Below are 17,133 nucleotides of genomic sequence, written 5' to 3' on the forward strand. Positions count from 1 at the left end.
GGCCGCCGGAGGCATCTTCTGCCTTTTCTTCCCTCTCAACACGCCGGAATAACAGCCGCCAGCAGCCGCACAAGGGCGCTTTCGGCTTGTTTGGCTGTGGCGATGACGGCTTCCAGGGTTGTCTCGGCCATGCAGTCGGGCAGATTGCAGTTGGTGAGGCAGGAGATGGCCAGCACGGAGAGTCCCAGGTGTCGGGCGGCGATGACTTCGGTTACTGTGGACATGCCGACCGCGTCGGCTCCGAGCAGGCGCAGCATCCGCGTTTCGGCCGGTGTTTCCAGGCTTGGCCCGGACACGCCGGCGTAGACGCCGCGTTCCAGTCGGATGCCCAGTTCCAGGGCTTTGGCGTCGGCGATCTCGCCCAGGCGGCGGTTGTAGGCCTGGCTCATGTCCGGGAAGCGTGGTCCGGTCCCTTCGTCGTTGGGCCCGGTGAGCGGATTTTTGCCGGTCAGGTTGATGTGGTCGGTCAGGCGCATGAGGCCGCCGGCGCTGAAGTGGGGATCGAGCGCGCCGGCGGCGTTGGTCAGCACCAGCGTCTTGACGCCAAGTCCGGCCAGGAGCCGCACGCCGTAGGCCACGTCGCGGGGGGAGTGGCCTTCGTAGAGATGCAGCCGGCCGGAGAGGAGCAGCACCGGCCGGGATTCGATGCGGCCCAGGGCCAGGAGTCCGGCGTGGCTTGGGGCCGTGGCCCGGGGAAAGCCGGGAATGTCCGCTGTGGCCAGTTCCCGCCGGTCGGGCAGGAGGGCGGCAATGCCGCCGAGGCCGGTGCCGGAGACCAGCCCCACGCACTGCTGCGGTATCGGTCCGAACCGCGACGCCACCGCTTCGGCTGCGCGCTTTACATCATCGTTATAATACATAAGAGTACCCCCGTTGCCTGCCGTCGTAGCATGGGAGCGGCGCATCGGGAAGGGGGAGGCCTTTTCCGGCTGACGCCTGTTCCAAAACTGCCCCAATACGGACAAAACGGATGGATCTCGGGACCTTTCTCGGCCTGGCTTCGGGTATTTCGCTTGTCCTGGGGGCCATCTTCATGGGTGGCTCGCTGCGCGAGTTCCTGGATATCGCCAGTATCATGATCGTTCTTGGCGGCACTCTGGCCTCCACCTGCGTGGCCTTTCCGGTCCAGGAAGTGATGCAGGCCTTTTCCGCCATGCTGCAGATTTTTTCCTCGCGCAAGGTCCGCGACGCCGAGGTCGTGGAAATGATGGTGCGCATTGCCGAGATCAGCCGGCGCGAGGGCCTGCTCGCCCTGGAAAACATCCAGACCGACAACGCCATTCTCAAAAAAGCCTGCCAGCTTATTGCCGACAACGCCGATCCGGCCCTTATTCGCGAGACGGTGCGCATCGAGATCAGTTCCATGAAGCGCCGCCATGCCGTGGGCGAGGCGGTATTCAAGTCCCTGGCCGGCTTTGCCCCGTCGTTTGGCATGGTCGGGACGCTCATTGGCCTCGTGCAGATGCTCACCCGCCTCGACGACCCCAAAAGCGTCGGGCCGGCCATGGCCGTGGCCATCATCACCACGTTTTACGGCTCGATCCTGTCCACGCTCTTTTTCCTGCCCGTGGCCGGCAAACTGCGGGCCCGCACCATCAGCGAGGCGCACCAGCTCGACATCATTTTTGAAGGTGCCAAGTGCATCCTGCAAAACAATAATCCGCGCTTGGTCTACGAGAAGCTGTCGTCTTTCATTGCCCCCAAGGAGCGCCGCAATGTCCGACGATGAAGACAGTTTCGAAGAGGAAGAGATCGGGGAAGCCGAGACGCCAAACGAGTGGCTGACCACTCTGGCCGACATGTCCATGCTGCTGATGAGCTTTTTCATCATGCTGTTTTCCATGTCGAGCATTGACGTTAAAAAGTTTACGGAGTCCTTTACGTCGGTCAAGACGGCCCTTGGCACCAAGGAAAAGTCCACGACCATGGCTCCCATTTCCGTCGGCGACATGAACGTGCTGGTGGAACAGGCCAAGATCAAGCAGCGCATTATCGGCGAGCAGCGGCGCGTCTACGATCAGTTCAAGTCCTATGTTTCCAACAAGGGGCTCGACGGCGTTGTCGCGGCCACCCTGGAAGCCGGGAAGATCACCATCAATTTTCCGGCCGGCGTCTTGTTCCCCAAAGACGGCGTGGACCTGACCGACGACGGCAAGGCCCGGATTCGCACCATGTTTGAATTCCTCATTAAAACATCGGGCGAACGCATCAATATCCGGGGCTTTACCGACGACGCCCCGCCGGGAGGCGGCAGCCGGTTTCGGGACAACTGGGAAATCTCGTCGTTGCGGGCTGTTGCCGTTTTGCGCTATCTCGTCTCCCTGGGGATGGCCCCCAACCGATTGACAGCCACCGGATTAGCTGATTTAGAACCCCTCTACCCCAACGACACCCCCGATCACCGGGCCAGGAATCAACGCGTGGAGTTTGTGTTGGAACGCTGGATCGGCGAATAGGAGGCGGGGTATGATGGACGTCACGTTCCAGCTGGAAGGCGAGGGCGGCAAACGAGCGGCCCATCGTGAGCGCGTGAAGGGCCTCGTGGCCCGCCTTGACGATGAGGATATGGTGTATGTCGTCCATGATGTCAGCGCCTCGGGCGTGGCCCTGGTCGACGCCGAAGGACGGCTTGTTGCCGGACGCGTCTGCCGTCTGGCTCTGGGTATCGGCCCACGGGAACTCATTGCCGGGCTGCCGGCCACGGTGGTTCGCCGGGCCGACGCCGGCCTTGTCGGACTGGCCTTTGGCGCGCTCGGTTTGCGGCAGGAAGCCTGGCTCGACAAGCTGATCCTGGAGATTCAAAAGCGGCGCATCGATTTGCGCAAATCGCGCGAGGACGCCGAAAACCCTGAGGATAAAAAGACCGATCGTGTCGACGAAAAAACATAAAGTCCTGGTGGCCAACCGGGGCGAAATAGCCATTCGCATCATCCAGGCTTGCGTTTCGCTCGGCCTGGATTTTGTTTGCGTCTACACCCGGGCCGACGAGGCCTCGGGCCATCTGGCCCTGGCCCGATCGCTTGGCGGCCCTGACGCGGCCTACCGCGTCAGTTCCTACCACGACGCCAATGAAATCCTGGCCGTGGCCGACCATGCCGGGGCAACAGCCATCCATCCCGGCTACGGCTTTTTCGCCGAGGATTTCCGCTTTGCCCGGCGGGTGGCCGAACGCAAGCGCAGCCTGATCTTTATCGGACCGACCTGGCGCATCATCCGGTCGCTTGGCGACAAGATCAACACCAAGCGCCTGGCCCGCAGCCTGTCCATTCCCACCGTTCCCGGCTCCGACCGGCCCGTCTACGATGAGCTTGAGGCCGAGGAGATCGCCGAAACCCTGTTCGCCTTCCAGGCCGAGCAGGGCATCAGCAATTCCGTGGTCCTGGTCAAGGCCTCGGCCGGCGGCGGCGGCATGGGCATCGAGGAAATCTACGACATCGAGCAGTTCAAGACCGTGTACCGGCGCATCCGCAACTATGCCAAGCGCCAGTTCCACGACGAGGGCGTGCTGATCGAACAGCGCATCTTCGATTTCAACCACCTCGAAGTCCAGATCGTGGCCGACCGCACCGGCAAGGGCATTGTCCATTTCGGGACGCGCAACTGCACCATCCAGTCCACCGGCCGGCAAAAGCGCGTGGAAATCGCCCCGGGCTTCCGGCCCCAGGAAGTGGACTACGCCTTTGACGCCAGCCGGCTCATGGACGACATCGTGGGCTACTCCCTGGCCATGGCCCGCGAGGTCGGCTACGACAATGTCGGCACCTGGGAGTGGATCGTCTCGCCCACGGGCCAGCCGTTTCTCATGGAAGTCAACACCCGCATCCAGGTGGAAAACGGCGTGTCCGCCGCCATTTCGCGCATCCGGGGCCACGGCGGCGTCAACATCATCGCCGAACAGATCCGCCTGGGCCTTGGCGACCCCATAGGCTACGACCAGTCCGACATCACCTTCGACGGTGTCGGCATCGAATATCGCATCATCGCCGAGGACCCGGCCAACCGGTTCACCCCCTGGGTGGGGCGCATCGACCAGTTCCTGGCCCCGACCCTGCCCTACGCCTCCCTGCACACCCATATCCCCATGGACGCGCCCTACGAGATACCGACCGAATACGACCCCAACCTCGCCCTGGCCATCGTCTGGGGCAAGGATCTAAGCGAAGCCAAGAAACGGGGTGCAGGCTATCTCGACGAACTGACCCTGTCCGGGGCCGACGGCACGGGAACGGAACTCAAATCCAATGTCCGTTTCCTGCGGGAAAAAACCTCCACGATCCTGCAATTTTAGCGTCCGCTTCGTCAGGAGCGGGCGTTTTCGGGAAGACGCACTATGGAAATTGAAAAGCGTGTGGTCGAACTGACCGACCGCCTGAACTATATCAAGGACATCTTCGGCGGCCGGGAAAACGCCAATATCGCGCTCATGCAGTCGCGGCTCGACGAGTTCGCCGGCCGCGAAGGCGCGGCCTCCCCGGGCGAAAAAGCCCAGATGGTCCGCCAGATCGAGGATCTCTTCGAGTTCCTGGAAAAGAAACTCGACGAAGAACTCGTGCCCATGGATATGGTGCGCATCGTGCGCCACCCGGCCCGGGTGTCGCTCAAAGACATCCTGGAAAACGTCTACGACAACTACACCGAGATTGGCGGCCAGGACGAGTACTCCATCGACCCGAGCATGCTGATCGCCCGGGCCTACATCACCCGCCGCCAGGGCGACAAGGTGGTCAATCAGCCGGTCATGGTCATCGGCCAGGAAAAGGGCCACGGCCAGGAGTTTCGCAACGGCGGCTCGGTCAAGCCCTGGGGCAATGCCAAAGCCCTGCAATACATGAAGGTCGCCGAGACCGAGCGCATCCCCATCCACACCTACGTCTTCACCCCGGGCGCGTTCCCGGTGGAGGACTACCCCGGCGCGGCCCAGCAGATTGCCCGCAATCTCTACGAGATGGGCGGCCTGCGCGTGCCGGTGGTCTCGGTCATCTCCGAAGGCGGTTCCGGCGGGGCCGAGGCCATCGGCCTGTCCGACGTGCGCATGATGCTCTCGCGCGGCTACTATTCCGTCATCTCCCCCGAGGGCGCGGCCGCCATCGAGTCCGGCATCCGCCAGGGCCAGCGCGTGGTCCCGGAACTCATTGCCGAGTGCGCCAAACGGCTCAACATCACCGCCGCCGACAACCTGCGCATGGGCTACATCGACAAGGTCCTCGACGAACCGGCCCTGGGCGCGCGGCCCCATCACTACGATTTCTTCAAGACCCTGCGCCAGGAAGTCATCCAGGCCACGGACCAGGTCTTCCTCGGCATTGCCGGTTTCAAGCTCTTTCGGGCCCTGGTCGCCTCGCGGCGCAAGGGCAACGACGCCGACAACATGTTCGTGCGCTGGACACTCGACGATGCCGCTGCCGACCGCCTCGTCTGGAAGCGCTACTGCAAATACCGCCGCATGGCCGAAACCGCCTTCCGCGACGGCCGGCCTTCAGGCCAGCGCATCGCCTCCCGGGCCAAAAGCCTGGCCTGGTCGGGCTATTCCTTTATCCGCTACGATTTCCTGCGCAAGCATACCAAGAATCTGGCCAAGGCCGCCAGCGACCTCGAAGCCGAACTGCGTCTCGTCGCCCACAAGCTGATGGCCCCGCTGCGAAGGAGCCGGGACAAGAACGCGCCAGTGGTCTGTGACCCGGAAAAAAGCCGGATGCTCACCGAACTCTCCCAGCCCGAGCAGGGGGCCTGCCTGGAAGAATTCGGCTGGTGCTACGTCAGCCCCAAGGCGGCCGAGGACCGGGCCGTCACCTGCCCCGGCGCCAAGACCTACGGCTGCCCCGACCTCTGGGCTCCCGATCTCTACGGCGACTTCGCCGGGGTGTGCGTCAACTGCGGCCACCATTTCCCCATGGAATACCAGTGGGTCATGGGCAACGTGTTCGACGCCGGCTCCATCGTGGACTACGACGCCGAGATCGAAGCCGGCAATCCCCTGGATTATCCCGGCTTTGAGGAAAAACTCGACGCGGCCAAGAAAAAGACCGGACTCAAATCCGGCTGCGTCTCCATCGACGCCAAGATCGAAGGCATCAAACTCGTCTCCACCGTGCTCTATTCCGCCTTCCGGGGCGGCTCGGTCGGCGCGGCCGAAGGCGAGAAGTTCATCCGGGCCCTGGCCCGGGCGCGTCGCCGCCATTATCCCTTCCTGGCCTACGTCCACGGCACGGCCGGCATCCGCATCCAGGAAAGCTTAAACGGCCTGATCCAGATGCCCCGCGTCACCCTGGCCGTCCGCCGCTACATCGAAGCCGGCGGCCTCTACGTGGTCCTTTACGACACCAACTCCTACGCCGGACCGGTGGCCAGTTTCCTCGGCTGTTCGCCCTACCAGTTCGCCGTGCGCTCCTCCAACATCGGCTTCGCCGGACCGGGCGTCATCCGGGAAACCACCGGCGTGGACATTCCGCCGGACTACCACCAGGCCCATAACGCCCTGGCCCGGGGCCATATCCAGGGCATCTGGGACCGCCGCGAGATTCGCAAGAACCTCAAGCAGGTGCTCCTGACGATTGGTGGCCGGAATTTGTATTACAGGTAGAGAAGAATGCCTCCGGCGGCCGGGGGGATGATCCCCCCCGGACCCCCTCGAAAGGGTGGGGTGGGCAGGCGGGCTGGCGCGTGGAAGGTCCAGGCCAATAACCGGACTTGGGATCTGGTGCCGCAGTGTAACGCAGGGACGCGGGGATGCCCCTCCGGGTCGCGGATACCCCCGGTCCTCGCGATGGATTATTCCGTACCTGCCGGGAGCATCCCGGCCGGCGACATTCCACCGGATTTGAAGTCCGGTGTTCCCGCAGGTGCGGGATACTCCGGCCCCGGCCGGAACGGCAACTCCGATTTGGCTTGCGGCGCTGTGCACCGCATTGTAAATAGCCGTAAATTTCCAATGTCGCGCCGCCAGCGGCCGACGGGGGATGCTCTCGTGATCGACGTCAAAGCCCTGCTTGAAAATATCAAGGCCGCGCCCTACGAGGAAATCGTGGTGGCCGCTCCCCATACCGGCGTCGTGACCTTCGCCGGCATCGAAACCGGTGCCCATGTCACCGGCATCTCCGGCGCTTTCGGCGAAAAACCCGGTACGCTTTTGGCCAAGCTCACCCGGGAAAATAACGACAAGCCGCTTTTCGCCAACGCCAAGGGCGTCGTCGGCGTCGTTCATCGGGAACTCGAAGGCCGCTTCGTCGAGGCCGGCACGCCGCTGGTGGTCATCCGCCACTACCTGTCCAAAGACGAGGTCATCGCCAACATCCTGCAAAAGGTGCTCTATCTCTTCTGTGCGCCGGAGCGGGCCAAGTACTATTTCATCCCGAGCATCGACAAGAAGGTCAAGGCGTCCGGACCGCGCTCGGTCACGGTCAAGCCCGGCCTGGAACTCTTTATCGTTTCGCGCATGAAGCGGGAAAAACCGCTGCTCTATGAAGGCCCCGAAGGTATCATCTATGCCGTCTATTTCCAGCACGACCAGAACGTGGACCAGGGCGCGCCCCTTGTGGGCGTGTGTCCGGCCGACCAGACCGACCTCATCCAGGACGTGGTCAACAGGGTTCGCACGGACTGGGAGGAAAAGGAGTAGTCCATGGGCGAGTATCTGCAGATTCGCGTCATAGCCCAGACCTTTGACGCCGAGGCGGCCGAGAAGCGCTACCCCAAACTCTATGCCCTGGCCTGGCCGGTCGAGGCCACTCCGGCCGACAGCCATCGCGGGCTTCTGGAACTGGCCGCCACCCTCGACGACAAGGTGCGCCTGGGCGATCTGCCGGCCGCCGAGCGCCAGTCGCTGGCCCCGGCCCTGGACAAAGTCACGGCTGCCAAGGCTGCCCTGGAAGGGGCCCTTGGCGAGCGCGACGCCAAGGCCGCCGACCAGGCCTCGTACCAACTCGAGGACGCCCTGGCCGAGCTGGAAAAGCTCGCGCCGCGTCCCTAATCCGTCAAGCCCATCACCGCTCAGGGAGGCCCCATGGCTGGAAGCATCAATAAAGTCATTCTCGTCGGCCGCCTCGGACAGGACCCCAAGCTGACCTATCTGCCTTCGGGCCAGCCTGTGGCCGAATTTTCCGTGGCCACCGACGAATCCTACAAGGACCGCGACGGCAACAAGGTGGACCGGGTGGAATGGCACCGGGTCAAGGTCTTTGGCCGCTCGGCGGAATTTTGCAATAATTATCTGGCCAAGGGCCGTCTGGTCTATATCGAGGGAGCCATCCGCACCCGCAGCTGGGACGACCAGCAGGGCCAGAAGCGCTACATCACCGAGGTGGTGGTGACCGCCCCCGGTCACACCGTGCAGGGCCTGGATTCGCGTGGCGGCCAGACAGCCGAAGCGCCCATGGGCGGCGATGAGGGCTTTGCCCCGCAGCAGCCGCCCCGGCGTCCCGGTCCGGCGGTCGGCGGCCAGAACGCGCCCCAGGGCGGCTACGGCGGCGCAGCCCCCCGGCAGCAAGGCGGCGCTCCCCGGCCCCAGCAGGGGGGAGCCCCGCGCCAGCCCTATCCCGAAGAGGACCTCGGACCGGCGTTTCCTTCCGAAGCCTCGGGTATGGACGACGTGCCGTTCTAAGGCTTTTTCTTGAGTGACTCCCCTGCCAGAGAGGGGATGCCGGCAAACAGAGCCGGTGCGACTGCCGCTTTTCGGCTGGTCGCACCGGCTCTGTTGCGTTGGAAGGGGCTTAGGCGGCGAAGCCGCCGTCGATGGCCAGGGTCGTGCCGGTGATGTAGGACGCTGCCGGGCTGGCCAGGAAGGCGATACCGGCGGCGATTTCCTCGGGGCTGGCGAAGCGGCCAAGAGCCGTATTGGCTTTGAGCACGGTGGCAAAGTCGCCGGAATCGGGGCTCATGTCCGTGGCCGTGGGGCCGGGCTGGACCACGTTGACGGTAATGCCGCGCGGTCCCAGGTCATGGGCAGCGCCCTTGGCGTAGCCGGCCACGGCCGCCTTGGTGGCGACGTAATCGGCCATCCCGGGAAAGGCGGCTCGGGAGGCCACGCACGAGCCCACGATGATGATGCGCCCGCCGTCGGCCATGACCGGGGCGGCGGCCCGAATGGCTGTGGTCACGCCGCCGATGTTGACGGCGTACTGTCGGGCCAGGGCGTCGGGGTCCACGCTGGGATCATCCAGGCGGCCCAGAGCCAGAACCCCGGCGTTATTGACCAGGATGTCCAGGCGGCCGAAGCGGGCGACCACGTCGGCGATCAACCCCCGGACCTGGGCCGGATCGGCTTGGTCGGCCTTGAAGGCGGCGGCATCCACGCCAAGGGCGGCCAGTTTTCGGACGACGGCCTCGGCCTTGTCCGCCGAAGCTGCGTAGCTCACGGCCACATGCGCGCCTTTTTCCGCCAGGATCAGGGCCGTGGCTGCGCCGATGCCGCGCGACCCGCCGGTGACCAGGGCGATTTTTCCAGTCAGTTCCTTGAGCATACGACACCTCCTGTATGCGGTTTCCGAATTCTCCCCCAAGATAGGGCCGGGGGACGGCCTGTCAAACCGCATACAGAGCGTCGCCCGCTAGCGCCGCAACAGCCGCAGCCCGTTGGCGATGACGAGCAGGCTCGTGCCCATGTCGGCAAAGACCGCCAGCAGCATGGAGCCGTAGCCGAGAAACGTCAGGACCAGCACCAGGCCCTTGAGGCCAAGGGCCAGGGCGATATTCTGCTTGAGCGTCGCAACGGTCGCCCGGGAGAGCCGGATAAAGGCTGCGATCTTGCGCAGATCGTCGTCCATGATGGCCACGTCGGCCGTTTCGATGGCCGCGTCCGTGCCGGCCGCGCCCATGGCAAAGCCGATGTCGGCCCTGGCCAGAGCCGGGGCGTCGTTGATGCCGTCGCCGACCATGCCGACCAGGGCCGTGCCAGTGTCCTGAGCCACCTGGGCTGTTAGTGCATCCACATCCCGGGCCTTGTCCTCAGGCAACTGGTCGCCCTTGGCCGTATCGATGCCGACGGCTTTGGCGATGGCCGCGGCCGTGTGGGCGTTGTCCCCGGAGAGCATGACGGTTTTGACCCCAAGGGCGTGCAGTTCGGCCACGGCCTCGCGGCTGTGCGGGCGCAGGGCGTCGGCTGCGGCGAAAAGGGCCAGGACGCCGGTGGCGTCGGCCAGGAGCACGGCTGTCTTGCCGGCTCCCTCCAAAACGTCGAGCCGGGCTTCGATGGCCGGCGAGCACAGGCCCAGTTCTTCAATGAGCCGGTGGTTGCCCAGGTGGTAGGGTGTTTGGGCCACCATGGCCCGCACGCCGCGTCCGGGCAGGGCGGTGAAATCCTCAACCGGCAGCAGGGCCACGCCGTCCTCGCGTCCGGCCCGGGCCACGGCCTTGGACACGGGATGGTCGGACCGGGCGGCCAGACTGGCGGCAACCGCCCGGTTGGCTGCGGCATCGCCGGCCAGATTCTCGAAATCCGTGGCCACGGGCCGGCCGGTGGTGATGGTGCCGGTCTTGTCTAAAACAAGCGTCCCGATGGCGTGGCCCTGTTCGAGGAACAGCCCGCCCTTGATCAGGATGCCGCGCCGGGCCGCTGCGGCCAGGCCGCTGACCACCGACACCGGGGTGGAGATGACCAGGGCGCAGGGGCAGGCAATGACCAGGATGACCAGCGCCTTGTAGATCCACTCGGCAAAAGGCGCGCCAAAGACCAGCGGCGGCACCACGGCCACGGCCAGGGCAGCCACGAAGACCGAGGGCGTGTAGATGGCGGCGAAACGGTCCACAAAGCGCTGGGTGCGGGCCTGCTTGCCCGGCGAGGCCACGACGGCCCGGGTGATGCGGGCCAGGGTGGAATCGTTGGCCATGGCCGTGGTCCGGTAGTGGAGTTCGCCCTCCTGGTTGACGGTGCCGGCAAAGAGGGTATCGCCCGGTGCCTTTTCCACGGGCAGGCTCTCGCCGGTGATGGCCGACTGGTCAAGCGACGACTGGCCGGCCGTGACCACGCCGTCCAGAGCCACGCGCTCTCCGGGCTTAAGCCGCACGGTTGTCCCGACGGCCACGGTATCGGCCGGGACCACGGCAAAGCTGCCGTCCGGCCGGCCGACGGTCGCTTCCTGGGGGGCCAGGGCCATGAGGGCGGTGACGGCGTTTTTGGCCCGGGTGAGGGAGGCGGATTCGAGCTTCTCGGCCACGGCGAAAAGGGCCATGACCATGGCTGCCTCAGGAAACTGCCCGAGGAGCAGCGCGCCGGTTGCGGCCACGCTCATGAGCGCATTGATGTTGAGGTCGCGGTGGCGCAGGGCAATGAGGCCCTTTTTATAGATGGGCAGGCCGCTAAGGGCGATGGCGACCAAGGCGCAAATGGCCGGCAGCCAGGGCGTGGCCACCTGCCGCCATTCGAGCAGTTCCGAGGCAACGGACAGGACCAGGGCCACGATCAGGGCAGGGGAGAGCCAGGCGGCCGCTGGCTCGGCGCGCGGCGAAGCACCCGTGCCTGTGTCCACCGGCACGGCCGTCATGCCCAGGTCGGCAATGGCTGCGACGATGGGCCCGGGGTCGGGCAGATCGTGGCACACGGTCAGCTCCCGGCCAAGCAGGTTAAAGGCCAGCCCCTTGATGCCGGGCATGGGCTCCAGGGCCTTTCGGATCATGCGCTCTTCGGTCGGGCAGTCCATGGCCTCGATGCGGTAGGTGTCGGCATGGCCGGCCCGGGGGAGGGGCCCGCCAGCAGCCGGACCGGGCGGGGGTGTCGCGCAGGAGCCGCCGCAGCAGCAGGGAAACAGGTTGCCGTCGCTGCGGTTTCCCAGCAGCGGCGGGGCGCCGGCCGAGGTCGGGGCATGGCTATGGGGCTGGTCATGGCTCTGGCCATGGTCGTGGGTGTTCTGAGACATGGACATACTCCTTGCTTCTTCAATCCCGATGAGACACCTTGGAGTTGCTACAGGGTCAAGGGATATTTTCAAGGAGATGCACATGCGTATCGGCGAACTGGCCAAACGGTCGGACTGCCTGCCCGAGACGGTGCGGTATTATGAGCGCGAGGGCCTGCTCCCCAAGCCGGACCGGTCGGAAGGCAACTACCGGCTGTACACCGAGAGCCATCTGTCCCGGTTGCTTTTTATCCGCAATTGCCGGGCCTTGGAGATGAGCCTGGGCGAAATCCGGACGCTTTTGGCCATTAAGGACGGGGCCGGGGCAGACTGCCGCGAGGTGTGCGCCTTGCTTGACGCCCACATCGGCCATGTGACCGAGCGGCTGACCCGGCTGGGCGCGCTTCGGGAGCAGCTTGCCGCCTTGCGGGACCGCTGCGGCGGGGTGACGCCGGTCGAGAGCTGCGGCATCCTGCAAGGGTTGACCGAGGCCGTGGCCGGGGGCCGGGCCGACGGCAGCCCGGTCGAAGGCCATGTCTGCCTCGGCGACAGCGGCAGCCTGTGCGGCCGGGGGCGCTGAAGTCCGGCTCCTGGTGGCGGGTCGGCCTGTCCTGGCCCGGGTTTCCTGCCGGGCCGGACGCTTCTTCAGGTTCGTGGGAGCGCCCGGCCAAAGGCCGGGCCAATGAAAAAGGCGGGACCGGCTGGTCCCGCCTGAAAAAAACGAACGCTTGGCTGTTCCTACTCGCCCAGGGCCTTTTTGACGGCCACCAGGACCGCTTCGGGCTCAAAGGGTTTGCGGATGGCGGCAACCGCCTTGCGAATGGACTGGTCATGGCCTTCCAGTCCGCTGATGACGATGACCGGAATGTTCTTGAACTCTTCTTTCTGCGAATACTTGCGATAAAACCGCGGCCCCCACTCGTTGGGCATTTCCAGGTCCAGGGTGATGCAGTCCGGGCGTTCCTGTTCGAGGGTTTTAAGCGCCACTTCGCCGTCGGACGCGCTACAGGTGTCGTAGCCGTTGTCGGAAAAAAGGGTCGTCAGATACGAGATGATCTGCGGATCGTCGTCGACCACCATGATTTTCTTCGCCATACCCGCCTCCTTGTGGAATTGGCCCGGATGATGGCTTCGTCCCGGGCGTGCCGTATCGCATCCTGTTGGTATCTACCGCGAATTCCAGCTGTTGCCAACCGTGAATTGCACGATCCCGCTGATCCAGGGTTTCCCGACCTTTTCACGCCCCGGGCGGGCCTAAGATGTCACGGAGTGCGGCCAGAAGGGCCAGCCGGTCGATGGGCTTGTCAAAGACCGCCCGCGCGCCGGGGATGACGTATTTGAGGCCCGGATGGCCGGTGATGACCACGATGGGGATGTCGCGGCCGGATTTCTCCAGGGCGCGGTTGAATTTCGGGCCGGTCATGTCCGGCATTTCCAGATCCAGGGTGATGGCGTCCGGACGTTCGGATTCGATGGCGGCCAGGGCCTGCCTGCCGTTTCGGGCGGAAATGGTATCATAGCCTTCATCGGAAAAAACATCTTCCAGGTAGGCGACAATATCCGGATCGTCGTCCACGATCAGGATTTTCTGGGCCATGATGGGGCCTCCGGCAGCGTTGATATGCCTTGCCGTTATGGAACGGATTGCCGGGGGCAGGCAAGGAAAAAACGTCCCGGCCGGCAGGGGAATGGCGGTCAGTCGCGTGTGACCCCGGGTTCCTGCCAGACCGGCAGGCGGATGGTGAAGCGCGCCCCGCCCTCGGGACCGGCAGCGGCCACGATGTCGCCGCCGTAATCCTTGATGATGCCGTAGCTGATGGACAGGCCAAGGCCGGTGCCCTTGCCCACTTCCTTGGTGGTGAAAAACGGCTCGAAGATGCGTCCGAGCACTTCCGGGGCAATGCCGGACCCGTTGTCGGCGATGCTGGCAGTCACGAATTGCCGCTCCCCGGTGGTTTCCAGGCCGGCGGCAATGGCGATGCGCTTGTCCCCGGGCCGGCTGTTTGGGCCGTAGCATTCGTCCACGGCGTCGCGGGCGTTTAGGAGCAGGTTCATGAACACCTGTTCCAGAGGATTGGCCTGGGCAGCCACCGGCGGCAGGCCTTCGGGGATGTCGAAGGCGACGGTGATGTTTCGCAGCTTGAGCTGCTGGGAAAAGAGCTCGAAGGTGCGGTGGAACACGGCCCCGAGATCCACGGCCGCGACATGGCGGTCGGCCTTGCGGCCAAATTCCCGCATGTGGTTGATGATGCCGGTGGCCCGGGCGATGTGGCGGCCGATGCCCTCGGCCATTTCGGTCAGCGTTGCCTGATCCACGCACTGGCCCTTTCGCACCTTGCGCACGAGCAGGTCGGAAATGGTCTGGATCACGGTCATGGGCTGGTTGAGTTCGTGGGCCACGCTGGTGGACATTTCGCCAAGGGTGGCCATTTTGCTGGCCTGAATGAGCTGCTGTTCGGTCTCCAGACGGTTGGTGATGTCGGTGACCGAGGCCAGATAGACCTGGCTGCCGGGAAAGGCGGCGGTGGAGACGCGGATGGCGGCGAAAAAGTGCTGGCCGTTTTTGCGGCGGTGGCGCACCCGGTCGATGGGGCGTTCGGCCCGGATGGCCGCCTCGAAGGGGGCGATGTCGGGTTCGTCAAAAAGGGCCAGAAACGGCGTGCCGAGCAGTTCCCCCGGCTCGTAGCCGTAGAGGGTCTGGGGCCGGCTGTTGCATTCAAGGATGGTCAGGTCGTCCAGGCTCAGCACAAAAAGGGCCGTCGGGATGCAGCTGAAGATGGCCTGGTACTTCATGCGCGAGCGTTCCAGTTCCTCTTCCAGGAACTTGCTCTCGGAAATGTCCAGGCTGATCTCCATGACCGAGGTGACCTTGCCGGACTCGTCGGTCATGGGCGAGGTGCTGACGAAAAAGGTCCGCTTGCAGCCGTCGCGGTCGAGCGTGATCTCTTCATTGGCGTGGGGCAGGCCGTCGTCGAAGGTGCGGATGACCGGACAATTGGTGCACGGCTCCTCGCGGCCCTTGTAGGCCTTGTAGCAATACTGGCCCGGATGGACGTGGAACTCGTCGGCAAAGGCCTGGTTGTAGCTTATGAGGCGCAGGTTTTTGTCCTGCACCGTGATGGTGCAGGGCACGTGCTCAAAGAGATCCTGGTAGCGGTTTTTCTGGCGCACCAGTTCGGCCTGCTTGGAGAGCACCTCCCGGCCCATGGCGTCGATGGCCCGGCCAAGTTCGCCCATTTCGTCGGCCTGGCGCAGGTCCACGCCCCGGAAGGTGTGCCCGGCGGCAATGGCCCGGGTGGCCCGGATCATGGTGCGCACCGGCCGGTTGACGAGCAGGTGGGTAAAAAGAAACAGGACCAGGAAGGTGCCGCCGGCCACGGCCAGGGCGGCCAGGAAATTGCGTTCGGTGTAGCTGGCCAGGGTGGCCTCGTTGGCGGCCTGGGACACGGTGATGTCGAGCAGGCCGAGAATCTTCTTGTCGGCCGGGTGGACGTGGCAGGCGTCATTGACGCAGGACGGCTCGTTTTCGATGGGCCGCAGGATGCCGATGCAGGGGTGGCCGGATTCGTCGGTGAAAAACCGGGTGCGTTCGCGCAGGGCCAGATGGACCTGGGGCGGGGCCGTGCGGTGGCAGACGTAGCAGGCCTCTTCCTTGATGTCGGTGATCTCGTCGATCTCGGAAAGCTGGTTGGAATACTTGATCTGGCCTTTTTTATTGTAGACGCGGATGGACAGGATGCCCTGCTGGGTGCCGATGCTCTTGATGATCTCCCGGATGGTTTCCGGGGCGTAGGTCAGCATGGCGTAGTGCAGGCCGAGATTGATGGTGTTCCCCAGCCGGTTCATGTCCGACATGGTGGCTTCCGTGGTCAGGGTCTTCATGGCGTTGATATTGAGCGACGACCACAGGAAGAAGAAAAACATCAAGGCCACCCCGGAGACGATGGCCAGCTTGGTGATAAGTGAGCAGCGGATGGTGCGCAAAAGGCGCGGCAGGGCTTGGGCCAGATCAGCCAGACGCAGGGGCAGCGAACGGGGCCTCATGGCGCAACTCTCCTTGTCCTGGCCCTCCAGGGGCGCTGCGACCGGTCAGGCAAGTCCGGGCCTGATCCCGGGAGGCCGGCCGGTCAGCCGGCGGCCACAATCACGGAAAAGGCGCTGGCTCCGGCCCAGACGCCGTCGCCCTGGCCCAGGTGCATTTCGCCCAGGGCGTCCAGACCCACCGTGGCCGAGAGCTTGGTGCCGTCGGTCAGGACCACCACCACCTCGGCTGCGTCGCCTCCCCGGGTCACCCGTTCGACCACGCCCCGGAAGCGGTTTTCCGCCCCGGTCTCGGCCTCGGCCGGGGCCGCGTCCAGGGTCACCCAGGGGGCCTTTATCCGGGCCGTCACCAATCCCCCCTCCCGCAGGCCGAGACTCTCCAGGCTCTTGGTGGAGATGATGGCGGTGAGCACGTGGCCGCCCAGGGTGCGCACTGTCAGTCGCGACTGGATCTCGCCGGCCTCAACCGAGGCCACCTTGCCGAAAAAGGTGTTGTGCACTCCGGCCGAGCGCCGGTTCTCCCGATCGAGAAAATGCTTCTCCATCCGCTTTTGTTCTTCCTCGGGCAGATCGAGGAAGGCGGCAGTGGAGTTGGCGGTCAGATGGCCGAGGATGCGCTGGACAACGGTGAGGGGCACGCCGTTGTGGAGCAGTTCCACGGCCCTGGAGCGGCGAAGCGTGTTGGGATTGGCCAGATGCTTGGGAATGCCGGCTTCATTGGCCCGGTCATAGATGACCCGGCGCATGTAGCCCTGGTCGAGATGGAAAATACCCCCGCGGTGGGGGGTGTAATCCGGGTCGCGCAAAAGCTGCTTCAGTTCGGCGTGCAGTTCGCCGGGCAGGTAGACCTCGCGGCGGGGCTTGGCGTCCTCGCCCTTGCCGCCGCCAAGGAGCACCTTGCGGTACGCCAGGACAAAGTCGGTCCGGTCGTCAATGGCCAGGATTTCCCCGAGTTTCGCGCCGGTCGAGCGCAACAGCAAAAAGACCAGCCGGGCCCTGTTTCGGGACACCACCGAGCGCTTGCCCTTGGCCTTGGCCACCCAGGCAGTGAAGGCGGCGTCAAGACGCCGCATCTGTTCGGCCGTGAGGAAGTTCGGCTCGTGCGGCTCGGCCGGGGCCGGGGAGTTATCATCGTGCATGGGCTGTCCCATATCATCCAGGACATGCTCGAGGTCAATGCCGCTCAACGTGGCCTCCGGGTTTCGTTTATCACGAAAACAAAAAATGAGGTGACAATTTTCACAAAAGCGGTTAGTTTTATTGTCAC

Annotated in this window: 16 protein-coding genes; 9 read left to right on the forward strand and 7 right to left on the reverse strand. The window is 64.7% G+C overall.

All coding sequences use genetic code 11. The features are described from left to right. Positions 1–35 precede the first annotated feature (35 nt). Positions 36–860, reverse strand: a complete 825-nt coding sequence (locus DVDV_RS13265) for a purine-nucleoside phosphorylase (protein ID WP_075355131.1) — start codon at positions 858–860, stop codon at positions 36–38. A gap of 110 nt (positions 861–970) precedes the next feature. Here DVDV_RS13265 and DVDV_RS13270 point away from each other — a divergent pair, with 110 nt between their 5' ends. The 8 genes from DVDV_RS13270 (at position 971) to DVDV_RS13305 (ending at position 8,596) form a co-directional block, all read left to right on the forward strand. Next, positions 971–1,729: a motility protein A gene (locus DVDV_RS13270; protein WP_075355132.1), complete on the forward strand. Its 759-nt coding sequence runs from the start codon at positions 971–973 to the stop codon at positions 1,727–1,729. Beyond that, entirely contained in the window at positions 1,716–2,456 is a 741-nt protein-coding gene (locus tag DVDV_RS13275) for a flagellar motor protein MotB (protein ID WP_075355133.1), read from the forward strand. The genes DVDV_RS13270 and DVDV_RS13275 overlap by 14 nt, the downstream gene beginning before the upstream one ends. Before the next feature lie 10 nt (positions 2,457–2,466). After that, on the forward strand, positions 2,467–2,889 hold the full coding sequence (locus tag DVDV_RS13280; protein ID WP_254845373.1) for a PilZ domain-containing protein: 423 nt from the start codon (positions 2,467–2,469) through the stop codon (positions 2,887–2,889). Beyond that, entirely contained in the window at positions 2,870–4,288 is a 1,419-nt protein-coding gene (locus tag DVDV_RS13285; protein WP_075355134.1) for a biotin carboxylase N-terminal domain-containing protein, read from the forward strand. Before DVDV_RS13280 ends, DVDV_RS13285 begins: the two co-directional genes overlap by 20 nt. A 42-nt stretch (positions 4,289–4,330) precedes the next feature. After that, entirely contained in the window at positions 4,331–6,580 is a 2,250-nt protein-coding gene (locus DVDV_RS13290) for an acetyl-CoA carboxylase carboxyl transferase subunit alpha/beta (RefSeq protein ID WP_075355135.1), read from the forward strand. Between the two features lie 384 nt (positions 6,581–6,964). After that, positions 6,965–7,615, forward strand: coding sequence for a biotin attachment protein (locus tag DVDV_RS13295; protein ID WP_075355136.1), 651 nt, complete (start codon positions 6,965–6,967; stop codon positions 7,613–7,615). A 3-nt stretch (positions 7,616–7,618) separates the two neighbouring features. Then, positions 7,619–7,966: a hypothetical protein gene (locus tag DVDV_RS13300; RefSeq protein WP_075355137.1), complete on the forward strand. Its 348-nt coding sequence runs from the start codon at positions 7,619–7,621 to the stop codon at positions 7,964–7,966. A gap of 33 nt (positions 7,967–7,999) precedes the next feature. Beyond that, positions 8,000–8,596, forward strand: a complete 597-nt coding sequence (locus DVDV_RS13305) for a single-stranded DNA-binding protein (RefSeq protein ID WP_075355138.1) — start codon at positions 8,000–8,002, stop codon at positions 8,594–8,596. Between the two features lie 109 nt (positions 8,597–8,705). On the opposite strand, the gene DVDV_RS13310 is transcribed toward DVDV_RS13305, so the two are convergent. Beyond that, a complete protein-coding gene (locus DVDV_RS13310) occupies positions 8,706–9,455 on the reverse strand; it encodes an SDR family NAD(P)-dependent oxidoreductase (RefSeq protein ID WP_075355139.1) in 750 nt (249 codons plus the stop codon). Positions 9,456–9,542: 87 nt separating this feature from the next. Then, positions 9,543–11,846: a cation-translocating P-type ATPase gene (locus DVDV_RS13315; protein WP_254845374.1), complete on the reverse strand. Its 2,304-nt coding sequence runs from the start codon at positions 11,844–11,846 to the stop codon at positions 9,543–9,545. An 82-nt stretch (positions 11,847–11,928) separates the two neighbouring features. On the opposite strand from DVDV_RS13315, the gene cadR reads away from it, so the two are divergent. After that, complete coding sequence (cadR, locus tag DVDV_RS13320) at positions 11,929–12,405, forward strand: Cd(II)/Pb(II)-responsive transcriptional regulator (protein WP_075355140.1); 477 nt, start codon at positions 11,929–11,931, stop codon at positions 12,403–12,405. 158 nt (positions 12,406–12,563) lie between these two features. Here the strand turns inward: cadR and divK are convergent, their stop codons facing one another. From divK to DVDV_RS13340, 4 genes are all read right to left on the reverse strand, one after another. After that, positions 12,564–12,920 carry a DVU0259 family response regulator domain-containing protein gene (gene divK / locus DVDV_RS13325; RefSeq protein ID WP_075355141.1) on the reverse strand — a complete coding sequence of 119 codons (357 nt, stop codon included), beginning with the start codon at positions 12,918–12,920 and terminating at the stop codon, positions 12,564–12,566. A gap of 142 nt (positions 12,921–13,062) precedes the next feature. After that, positions 13,063–13,422 carry a response regulator gene (locus DVDV_RS13330; protein ID WP_075355142.1) on the reverse strand — a complete coding sequence of 120 codons (360 nt, stop codon included), beginning with the start codon at positions 13,420–13,422 and terminating at the stop codon, positions 13,063–13,065. A 98-nt stretch (positions 13,423–13,520) separates the two neighbouring features. Next, positions 13,521–15,869 (reverse strand): PAS domain S-box protein, encoded by a 2,349-nt coding sequence (locus DVDV_RS13335; protein WP_075355143.1) that lies wholly within the window; start codon positions 15,867–15,869, stop codon positions 13,521–13,523. An 83-nt stretch (positions 15,870–15,952) separates the two neighbouring features. After that, the gene (locus tag DVDV_RS13340; protein WP_075355144.1) at positions 15,953–17,053 is read right to left on the reverse strand and encodes a TOBE domain-containing protein; all 1,101 of its coding nucleotides are present in this window, start codon (positions 17,051–17,053) and stop codon (positions 15,953–15,955) included. Positions 17,054–17,133: the final 80 nt, after the last annotated feature.

Origin of the sequence: Desulfovibrio sp. DV, assembly GCF_001936595.1 — a bacterium.
Classification (GTDB): domain Bacteria; phylum Desulfobacterota; class Desulfovibrionia; order Desulfovibrionales; family Desulfovibrionaceae; genus Solidesulfovibrio.

Excerpts from the sequence above, each read along its gene's own strand:
- DVDV_RS13300 (WP_075355137.1), top strand. The coding sequence starts at position 7,619 with ATGGGCGAGTATCTGCAGATTCGCGTCATAGCCCAGACCTTTGACGCC.
- DVDV_RS13335 (WP_075355143.1), bottom strand. The coding sequence starts at position 15,869 with ATGAGGCCCCGTTCGCTGCCCCTGCGTCTGGCTGATCTGGCCCAAGCC.
- DVDV_RS13275 (WP_075355133.1), top strand. The coding sequence starts at position 1,716 with ATGTCCGACGATGAAGACAGTTTCGAAGAGGAAGAGATCGGGGAAGCC.
- DVDV_RS13270 (WP_075355132.1), top strand. The coding sequence starts at position 971 with ATGGATCTCGGGACCTTTCTCGGCCTGGCTTCGGGTATTTCGCTTGTC.
- DVDV_RS13305 (WP_075355138.1), top strand. The coding sequence starts at position 8,000 with ATGGCTGGAAGCATCAATAAAGTCATTCTCGTCGGCCGCCTCGGACAG.
- DVDV_RS13330 (WP_075355142.1), bottom strand. The coding sequence starts at position 13,422 with ATGGCCCAGAAAATCCTGATCGTGGACGACGATCCGGATATTGTCGCC.
- DVDV_RS13265 (WP_075355131.1), bottom strand. The coding sequence starts at position 860 with ATGTATTATAACGATGATGTAAAGCGCGCAGCCGAAGCGGTGGCGTCG.
- DVDV_RS13315 (WP_254845374.1), bottom strand. The coding sequence starts at position 11,846 with ATGTCTCAGAACACCCACGACCATGGCCAGAGCCATGACCAGCCCCAT.
- divK (WP_075355141.1), bottom strand. The coding sequence starts at position 12,920 with ATGGCGAAGAAAATCATGGTGGTCGACGACGATCCGCAGATCATCTCG.
- DVDV_RS13290 (WP_075355135.1), top strand. The coding sequence starts at position 4,331 with ATGGAAATTGAAAAGCGTGTGGTCGAACTGACCGACCGCCTGAACTAT.
- DVDV_RS13280 (WP_254845373.1), top strand. The coding sequence starts at position 2,467 with ATGATGGACGTCACGTTCCAGCTGGAAGGCGAGGGCGGCAAACGAGCG.
- cadR (WP_075355140.1), top strand. The coding sequence starts at position 11,929 with ATGCGTATCGGCGAACTGGCCAAACGGTCGGACTGCCTGCCCGAGACG.
- DVDV_RS13310 (WP_075355139.1), bottom strand. The coding sequence starts at position 9,455 with ATGCTCAAGGAACTGACTGGAAAAATCGCCCTGGTCACCGGCGGGTCG.